The 9,302-nt window shown below is 72.1% G+C and carries 9 protein-coding genes; all 9 read left to right on the forward strand.

The window, feature by feature from the left end; all coding sequences use genetic code 11:
• Positions 1-120: 120 nt before the first annotated feature.
• Positions 121-2,325 carry an ATP/GTP-binding protein gene (locus IEZ11_RS43960; RefSeq protein WP_229713739.1) on the forward strand — a complete coding sequence of 735 codons (2,205 nt, stop codon included), beginning with the start codon at positions 121-123 and terminating at the stop codon, positions 2,323-2,325.
• 21 nt (positions 2,326-2,346) lie between these two features.
• On the forward strand, positions 2,347-2,766 hold the full coding sequence (locus tag IEZ11_RS43965; protein WP_189268694.1) for a conjugal transfer protein TraB: 420 nt from the start codon (positions 2,347-2,349) through the stop codon (positions 2,764-2,766).
• An 87-nt stretch (positions 2,767-2,853) separates the two neighbouring features.
• Complete coding sequence (locus tag IEZ11_RS43970; RefSeq protein WP_189268695.1) at positions 2,854-4,974, forward strand: putative type IV secretion/conjugal transfer ATPase; 2,121 nt, start codon at positions 2,854-2,856, stop codon at positions 4,972-4,974.
• A gap of 63 nt (positions 4,975-5,037) precedes the next feature.
• Complete coding sequence (locus IEZ11_RS43975; RefSeq protein ID WP_189268696.1) at positions 5,038-5,649, forward strand: hypothetical protein; 612 nt, start codon at positions 5,038-5,040, stop codon at positions 5,647-5,649.
• Between the two features lie 129 nt (positions 5,650-5,778).
• A complete protein-coding gene (locus tag IEZ11_RS43980; RefSeq protein ID WP_189268697.1) occupies positions 5,779-6,282 on the forward strand; it encodes a hypothetical protein in 504 nt (167 codons plus the stop codon).
• 20 nt (positions 6,283-6,302) lie between these two features.
• Entirely contained in the window at positions 6,303-7,073 is a 771-nt protein-coding gene (locus IEZ11_RS43985; RefSeq protein ID WP_189268698.1) for a hypothetical protein, read from the forward strand.
• A gap of 17 nt (positions 7,074-7,090) precedes the next feature.
• Positions 7,091-7,318: a hypothetical protein gene (locus IEZ11_RS43990; protein ID WP_189268699.1), complete on the forward strand. Its 228-nt coding sequence runs from the start codon at positions 7,091-7,093 to the stop codon at positions 7,316-7,318.
• Complete coding sequence (locus IEZ11_RS43995) at positions 7,315-7,797, forward strand: Pycsar system effector family protein (protein ID WP_189268700.1); 483 nt, start codon at positions 7,315-7,317, stop codon at positions 7,795-7,797. Before IEZ11_RS43990 ends, IEZ11_RS43995 begins: the two co-directional genes overlap by 4 nt.
• 106 nt (positions 7,798-7,903) lie before the next feature.
• On the forward strand, positions 7,904-9,302 hold a 1,399-nt coding region (locus IEZ11_RS44000), incomplete at its 3' end, for a DNA translocase FtsK 4TM domain-containing protein (RefSeq protein WP_268239966.1).

The raw sequence follows: 9,302 nt of genomic DNA on the forward strand, positions 1-9,302 counted from the left end.
CGGCGGCCCCCTCGGCGGTTCCAACGCGCAGACGCGCAGACGCGCGCTCACGCAGGCGCGCACACGCGTACGCGAGGCGATGACCCACTGTCAAGCCTTGATCGAGATTGGAGGTGAGCCGTGTCGGACGACGACGAGAGCGGCGGACGGCTTTTCAATTTCCCCGCTCCGGACACGGTGCTGAACCGCCCGCCCGACCTCGCGGACCCCGGCCGTCTTTTCCCCGCCCCGGACATTCCCCCGGAATCCGAGGAAGAGACCACGCTGGAAATCCCTCGCATTCCGGCGGCCCCGGACCCGGTGAATTCACTCCGCTCGGAAGGGATTCCAGCGGCCGACCTGTCCGGCGAAAACGAGGATGATTACGAGGAAGGGGAATACGAGCAGCCCCGTTCTCTCGCCGACCGTCTCGGCGACTGGCTGGAACTCCGGCTCCACATCGCGCGGGAACGGCACGACGGCGAAGCCGCGTTCCGGGAGGCGGAAATCGCGAGGAAAGTCACGCTCCTGGAAGCGCGGACGTCCCGGGAGACCAGCCTCGCCGAGGCGCACAACAAACTCCGTGCCGCCCACCTGAAAGCGCAGTCCGCCCGGGCGGGCGGGGCAGGATCCGGGCTGGGTGCGGACAAGGGCCGCGGCGGCGGGTCCGGCCGGGGCGGCGGGTCCGGTTCGGGACGCGGCCCCGGCGGATCGTCCGGAGCCGGCGGCGGCCGCGGCCCCGGCGGCGGGTCAGGGCGCGGTACGGCCGGGCCCAACTCCAGCAGCTCCGGCGGCTCCGGCGGCCGCGGCCCCGGAAACGGCAGGGGCACGGGCGGCCGGGGGCCCGGCGGGAACAGCGGCTCCGGCGGCCGGGGGCCCGGCGGCGGAGCCGACGGCGGCCGGAGGAACGGCGGCCGGGGCTCCGGCTCCGGCCAGTCGAACAGCTCCGGCGGCCGGGGGCCCGGCGGCGGTTCCAGGGACGGGCGCGGCCCGGGCCGGGACACGGCGGGCAGTCCGCGCGCGGAGCGGGCACGCGGCCGGCAGGAACGCCGGGCCGCCCGCCAGGCGGCCCTCGACCAGCGGCGTGCCGACCGGCAGGCCGCCGGCCTCGCCGACCGCACCAAGGACCGCGACGTCCAGCGGGGCGTGCAGGAGCGGGCGCAGCACCGTAAGGAGAAAGCCGCCCGCCGCCAGGAGAAGGAACGCCGGCGCGAGCGGGAAGCGAAAGACGCTGCACGGGCAGCGGACCGCGCGGGCCGTACGACGCTCGGCGAGGCCGTGGCAGAAGAGGCACAGCGACGCTGGGACAAGCGCCGCAGCGACGCCGGCACGGACCGCAAACCGCAGGACGGCAAGGGAAAGAGCCAGGACCAGGACAAGGACGCCGGAGAGACCCCGCCGAACGTGCAGGACAAGCCGCCTGGCAGCCCGTCAGACGGCCCCGCCGGCGCTGCGGGTGACCCTGGCCCCGGCCCGGCCGGAAAGCCCGGGAACGGACGCTCTGCGGGCTCCGGCGGCGGCCGGAAGCGGAAGGCACGGGAACGCTGGCGTGACCTCTTCGACAAGCCCCGGCCCGGCGAGGACAGCGGGAAGAACGGCGGTGCGGACAGTCCGTTCGGCCGGGACCGTACGCCGCCGGCGGCGCAATGGCCCGGCCGCCCGCCCCGGCCCGGTACTCCCCCGCCCGGCGAGGACGACGTGGTCGACGCGGTCATCGTTGATGACCCCGGCGACCCCTTCGGCGCCTGGCGAGCCCGCCGCCCGGGCCTGCCCCGGGCCCCGAGGCGGCGACGCGAACCGCCCATCCCGCAGCAGGAGATCAAACGCCCCGGCACCAGCCGGCCGGCCCCCACCCCCGCACAGGACACTCCGGTGGCCGACTCCAGCCGTCCCGGCAGCAGCGAAGGGATCCCCAGCGTGAGCAGCACGCAGGTCACCAGGCCGTCCGGGCAGGGCGGCCTGGCCACCCAGCACCGTACGGACATCACGTTCGACGACTACCTGATGGACATGGCGAAGATCGCGGTCCAAGCGACCTCCGACCAGGAGTGGGCCAGCACCCTCGTGCTGGCGCTCGACAAGGTTGCCGACGCCCTGCGGGACATGTCCGCCGACCTCATCGGCGACCACAACATCGACACCGCCGTCACCGATCTGATCGCCTCCCTGGCCGACGCCGCGTCCCAGATGAAGCAGCAGGCCGAACGGTGCGCTGCCGAGTGCGGCATCGCGATGGAGGCCGCCAAGCTCGCGGCCGCGATGGTCGCCCGTGTCTACAGCCAGGACATGGCCGCCAAGGAAGACGCGGGCCTGAAGTCGGCGTCGGCCGCCGCCCACCACGACTAAGAGCAGGGAGAAACACCGCTGATGAGCAGCGATCTCGCCCCCAGCGGCGCCGGCCCGGCGCCCGTCCCGGCCGACGACGACAACCGCTACAAGGCCGTGCAGGCCAAGCTCGGCGCTCTCGCCAGAGCCCTGGACGGCGCCGGCCTCGAACTGGAGTCGCTGGTGCGCAGCGTCGGGGGCAACGCCAAGCACGCCGAGGACGTAGCCCGCGACATCGCCAATGCCGGACTGGACCCGAAGTTCGTGGCCCTGACCAACAACGTCTCGGCCGCCCTCAACGGTGCGGCCACCCAGGTCGAGAAGCTGGACGACACCGCCCAGGAGACCATCGACCTCACCCACAAGAGCCGGGCCACCCACTCCCGGCTCTACGGGGCCCTGGACGAACTCCGCTCCAACCGGCGAGAGAAGACCCCCAAGCCCGGGTTCTTCAACCGCTGACCCCGCCCCTCCCCTCGCACCCCCGCCACGGGCGGCCCCGCACACCAGCGGGGCCGCCCGTGCCTGTTCCCCTTGAACGGAGATCCGGTGACCACGCCGCGCAGCGTCACGCTCGAACGCCTCGCCTACACCCTCGCCGCGCCCGTGCTGGCCGTGGCCCCGAACCTCTACCCCGACAGCCCCGTCAACCAGGTCGTGCAGCTGGCCGGCGCCGCCGGGATCGGCGGCTGGATCCTGGCGGCCAAGAGTGACGAGCCCGGCGCCGGACGCAGGATCCTGCGCTGGTGCCCGCTGGTCCTGGCCGCCGCCGTCGACGTCGCCGCCGGGCACACCACCGGCTGGGGCCCGTATGGGATGGACGCACTGCTCGCCGCCGGATGGGCGGCGGCCGGCTGGACGGTGATGCCGTTCTCCCGGCACGCCCGCCGTCGCCACCGCCCCGCCCTCGCCACCCCCACCTCGCAGCTGGCGCCCGCGACCGAGCCCGAGCAGCCGGTCCAGACGGACCCGGACGACGGCGCGAACCTGTTCACCCGCGAGGCGCGGATGCTGTGGGTGCGGGCCGGGAATCCCGCCCGCACCCACATCGTCAAGGCCGTCCCGGACCCGGGCATGCCCCACGACCTGAAACTCCTGCTGCGCGCCGTGGAGACCGGCCGCCCGATCACCGGGCTCTCGGAGGCCGCGGTCGCCGCCGCGTTCGGCGTGCACGCCCAGGACGTCGTCCTCGCCGACGTCGCCGTCCAGAGCGGCCGGCAGGGCGGCCCCGGCTGGATGGAAGTCCACATCACCCCCGACGCCAACGCGCGGCGCCGCACCGCACCCACCGCCCGCGAACAGTGGGCCGACCGGGTTGCCGCACCCAGGGGCGGCGCCCCCGGCTCCGAACTGGTCCACAAGAGCCGCGACAAGGAACGCGGGGTGACGTTCTACCGGGCCAGGATGACCGACGCCACCGAAACCCCGCGGATCGACCTCGCCAAGGTCTGCCGTGCGTTGAACCTGCCCGAGGACGACTCCTGCGTGTTCGTCCTCGTCGACGGAGCCGAGTTCCTCATCAGCGCGTTCGATCAGCCGCCGCTGTCGCAGGTCTTCACCGCGACCCGCGAGCTCCTCACCCCGGACGCCAAGGGCATGTTCGTGTGCGGGTTCACCATCACCGGCCAGCCGGTGAAGAACATGGTGTACCAGCACGACAAGAACGCCGCCTCCCACGGCCTGGTCCTCGGCGTCAGCCGGTCGGGCAAGACCCAGTACTTCGCCATCAACATGGCCGCGCAGTCCCTGGCCGGTCAGGTGGTGTGGCTGTCCACCGTCCGCAAGGACGAGAAGACCACCGTGCTCGGCAAGTACATCGACCGGCAGGGCTCGAACGCGCTGTGGATGGCCCGCCAGCTGCGCGCCGCGAAAGCCTTGTGCGAGATCAGGTCGGAGATGCCCTGGCCGCACGACGGCCAGCCGCACGACTACAAGCCGGGCGACCCGCGCTGCCCCTACCGGCAGCTGAACGTCTACGCGGACGAGTTCATGACCGCCGCGCAGGACCCTCTGTTCGGCGAGTTCATCCAGAAGGACGGCGAGGACCTCACGGTCACCGGCCTCAAGTACGGCGTCGGCTTCAACCCGGCCGGCCAGTCGCCGTTCGCGCACAACGGGTTCAGCACGGAGATGAAGGACAACCTCCGGCAGAACTCCCGGCCTGTGATCTTCAACATGGGCAGCCCCGGTGCCACCCGCAAGGCGGCGGAGGGCACCATGGAGAACCCCTACGAGGTGCCGACCATCCCGGCCCGCTACTCCCGCAGCGAAGGATCCGCGATCGAGCGGGCCATGCGCGGCGAGGCCGACCCCGAGAACGGCGTCTCCACCGGCGGAGTCGCGGTCATCGTCCTCGACAACGGCCGCGCCGTGCTCATGCGGTCCCTGTACGCGGACTTCGACACCGACCTGGCCGCCATCTTCCCCGACGAGGTCTTCCGGCTCACCGACCACGAGATCAGCGAGCTGGACAAGCGCGGCCTGTGGGGCGACTGGAACCGCGAGCCCGACCCCGGCGAGTTCTGGCCCGAGCCCGACGAGGACGACGGCGACCGTGACAGTGGCGGCGGAGACGCCGGCAAGGGCTGGACCGGGCCCGGCAGCAGCGCGCCGACGATCACCTCAGCCCGCCAGGCACTGGAAGCCATCAAGAACCTCAACAACGCCTGACCCGCCCCTCCGGCCCCGCCGCACCCGGCGGGGCCGCCCGCGTTCCAGGAAGGCGCACAGCAGATGACCACCACCGGCACGGCAGCCGACACCTGGTACCGCCACCTGAAGGTCAACGGCGTCCCGTACCCGGTCCGCACCAACGCCGACGTCAACGGCAGCCCGTACGACGTCCTCGGCTTCACCACCGAACAGTGGCGCCGCCAGACCAGCGCCCACGAACTCGGGCACATGCTCACCGCCCGCCACTACGGGATGCGCATGGACTACCTCACCCTAGGGCGCACCCTCAACGGCTCCGAGGCCCCGGGCAGCGGCTGCTTCGGCGCCACCCACGGCCCCGGGCAGTCGAACTACAGCCTCGCCGTCATGTCCGCCGCCGGAGAACGCGCATCCGACCGCTGGATGCGCGAGGCCGGCCTGTGGACCCCGGAGCGGGCCGTGGTGGTCGAATGCATGGCAGACAACGACCGTGCCGCCACCCTCAGGTACGTGCCGCGCACGAGCTTCGACGACGGCCCCTTCAGCTACAGCCGCCTGCACGACGACGCCGATCACGTGCTCGGCCTGTACTGGGACAACATCACCGGAGCTCTGGACCAGGTCATCACCCGGGACCACTGGACCGGCGACGAGATCGCCGGCCTGACCGGCCTGACCAACCCCACCCTCTGACCCAGCGGCCTTCCGGCGGAAGGACCACCCGCCCCGCCGCACCACCCGCATCCGAAGACACCCCTCGCGCCCTCCCCGCCAGCCCGGCCGGGGAGGGCGCACCCCTTCCCGCCCGGATGGAGACCCGCCGTGACGTACGACCCCACCACCCCCCTGTCCCCCATCGAGGCCGCCGAAGCCAAGCGGCTGATCACCGGCGTCTACGACGCCCTTTCGACACCTGCACCCGTCCCGACCACGACGTCCTACCGCGACCCCACCGAGCCGCCGGCGTACGGCCCCACCCCGCACGTCCCGCAGCCCGAGACCCGGATCGTGCCTTCCTGGGCCGCCGGGACCGCGCTCGTCTCCATTGCCGCCGGCGCTGGTGCAACTGGCCTCGGCTGCGCGGCCTGGCTCTTCTTCAAGGGCCTGTCGCTCGTCAGTGTCCCCAGCCTCGACCACTTCGCCCTGATCGTCGTCACCCCGTTCGCCGGCGCGGCGATGCTGGCGGCCGGGATCGGCGCAGCGATCGCCAAGGCCAAGAGCGGTACCACGACGAACGTCTTCGAGGGCCCGGTCACCCAGAACACCGAGATCAACAACACCAGCCACACGAGCTGGCTCGGCCACACCCGCAACGACATCGGCTGACCGTGAAGGAGACGCCCACCATGCGTTCCAACGGCATCAACGGCACACACCGACCCTCCCGCGAACTCCTGCCCGCACCCCGCCCGAAGAAGAGGCTCTGGTCGGCCCGGTTACGGTCCTGGTGGGCCCGGGCCTGGAGCCCGGGCGGTCTCCTGTACGGCCCTTGGGACGACCTGGCCCGGGCCCGCCACGCCGGATGGCACGGCATGGCCAACTGGATCAAGGCCGTGCTTACTGTATCGATGGCGTGCTCGGTCATCGTGGTACTCGACTGCGCCGCCCACATCACGGCCGGGGTGCTGGACCGCCTGTCCGCCCCCGCTCCGGTGACCGGAGCACCCGGTATCGATTCCGCCGGCGGCCTGTGGGGCGTGATCGACAACCCCATCAGCTCCTACATCGGGCAGCACGCCGTCGGCCTGCCCATCTCCGGCCCCGCCGTGCACACCGCCTGGCAGGTGGCCGGGCTGATCGGGCTGGTCTGCGGGACCGCCGGACTCACCACCGGGCGCATCATCTGGCTGCTGTGGGGCGCTGCCAGCATCGCCATGGTGTGGACGGCCTCCCCCGACAGCAACCGCACCGTCGCCATCGGCCTCGCCATCCTCATGTGGGCGCTCGCCAGCGCCCTGCCGCTGCGCGGCCTGCGCACGCGGCCCCTGGTCGTCCACGACCACACCCACCACCCGCAGATCCACCTCCACTCCGTGAACCCGCCACCGCCCGCGGACACCGCCGACGACAGCGGCACCGGCACACCACGTCAGCAGAGCCGAAGGCGGCGGCCGTGAAACTCCCCTTTCCGTGGATGAACCGCCCCGAGGCGACGGCCAACACCTCGGTACCCCAGTCCCCCAACCTGCGCTCTGCCGAGAACGACCTGCAGAGGCTACGCGGCCGTCTTCGGACGGTCGCCGAGTTCATCCACGACCCTGCTATCGACTTCGCGGCCCGCCACGCGCTCGCGCAGCGCCTGGGCCTCCCCATGCCGACCCCGACACCCGCCGCGCGGCAGACGAAGGAGGCCACGCAGTGAACCAGGACCCGACCACCGACGAGCCCGGCACCCAGCCCTCCTTCGTCGACCAGAACCTCAACGACGCGCTCACCGCGGTGACCGCCGAGATCGGCCGCACCGACAACAAGGCCTCCCTGCTTGCCTTCAACGGTGCAGTCATCGCGGGCCTGGCGGGATCGGCCGACAAGCACCTGCCTGTGCTGTGCCTCGCTGCGGGTGGACTCGCGGTCCTGGCCCTGGCCGTCTCCACCGTCCTGCTGTTGCTCGTCGTCCTGCCCCGCCTGCGCGGCACGGACCGAGCGAGCTTCCCGCACTGGGCCACGTGCGACACCCAGCAGATCCTCGCCGAGATGAACGACGACCGCCGAGCGGACCGGATCCGTGTCCTCTCCCAGATCGCGCTGCCCAAGTTCCAGGGTCTGGGACGTGCCATCCGCCTCTCGCTGGCCGCCGTCGTACTCATCGTCCTCGCCGTCCTCGCGACCGCGGTCGCCTGACAGCAGAAGACCCCCGGACCACGCCACGACGCCGCAAGACGACCGCGTCCCCGGCCTCGTCACCCAACCCTGCTCCGCCTGCTGCCCACCCTCTCCGGAGCCCGCTGTGAAGAAGACGCCCACCAAGAAGCCCGCCGCGAAAAGGGCACCGGTCAAGAAAAGGGCACCGGCCAAGAAGCCCACCGCGAAAAGGACCCCCGCCAAGAAAGCCCCCGCGAAGTCCGTACACAGCCCCGCCAGGGTTGTGTACCGGCGCTCCCGCAGCGTGCGGCGGGGCGCCAGGAACCTCGATCCGGCGCACCACAAGGACGGCGTCGCGCTGCTCCTGCTCGGCAGCGCGCTGATCGTCGCCGTGAGCATCTGGGCCGACCTGAAGGGTCCGGTCGGCGATCTCGTTGAGATCCTTGTGACCGGCTCCTTCGGCCGCCTCGACCTGCTGGTGCCGGTGCTGCTCACCGTCATCGCCGTTCGCCTCATCCGGCGTACGAAGAAGTCCGAGGGCTACGGCCGTATCGTCATCGGGCTGTCAGCCCTGGTTATCGGCGTGCTCGGCCTGGTCCACATCGCCTGCGGCTCACCAGCCCGCAGCGACAGAATGCAGGCCATACGGGACGCCGGCGGCCTCATCGGCTGGGCGGCGGCCACCCCGCTGACGTCCAGCATGGGTGCCGTCCTGGCCGTACCGATGCTGGTGCTGCTCATCGTCTTCGGCCTGCTGGTCGTCACGGCCACCCCGGTCAACGCCATCCCGCGGCGGCTGCGGGCGCTCGGCGCGCACCTCGGCGTCGTCCGGGGCCAAGCAGTTCACGTGCCCGGTGAGGGCGACAAGCGATACGCGGAGCAGCGGCGCGAAACACCGCCCGCGCGCACCCGCCCGCGCGAGTTCGTCGGGGAGACACTCAAGCCCGACGGCTTCGATCAGGATGCCCTCCGACGGCGCGGGCAACTCAAGACCACAGCAACACCGGCGCCCACCGGTACCCCGCCGCAGGGGATGAACCCGTCCCCCCTGGTCGTCCGCGACCTCACCAAGGCGCCGCCCGCCGCCGAGGAGCGCGGCCTGTCCGCGCGCGCCGAGCAGCTCCAGCGTTCCGGCGACATCACGTACTCGCTGCCGTCGCTGGACCTCCTGACCCGCGGCGGCCCCGGCAAGGCGCGCAGCGAGGCCAACGACCGAGTGGTCGCCTCGCTCGCCACCGTCTTCTCCCAGTTCAAGATCGACGTCGCCGTCACCGGCTTCACCCGCGGGCCGACGGTCACCCGGTACGAGGTCGAGCTCGGCCCCGCCGTGAAGGTCGAGCGGATCACCGCGCTGACCAAGAACATCGCGTACGCCGTCGCCAGCCCGGACGTGCGGATCATCAGCCCGATCCCCGGCAAGTCCGCGGTCGGCATCGAGATCCCCAACACCGACCGCGAGATGGTCAACCTCGGGGACGCGCTGCGGCTCGCCGAGTCCGCCGAGGACGACGACCCGATGCTGGTCGCCTTCGGCAAGGACGTCG

Origin of the sequence: Streptomyces fuscichromogenes, from assembly GCF_014645815.1 — a bacterium.
Classification (GTDB): Bacteria; Actinomycetota; Actinomycetes; order Streptomycetales; family Streptomycetaceae; genus Streptomyces; species Streptomyces fuscichromogenes.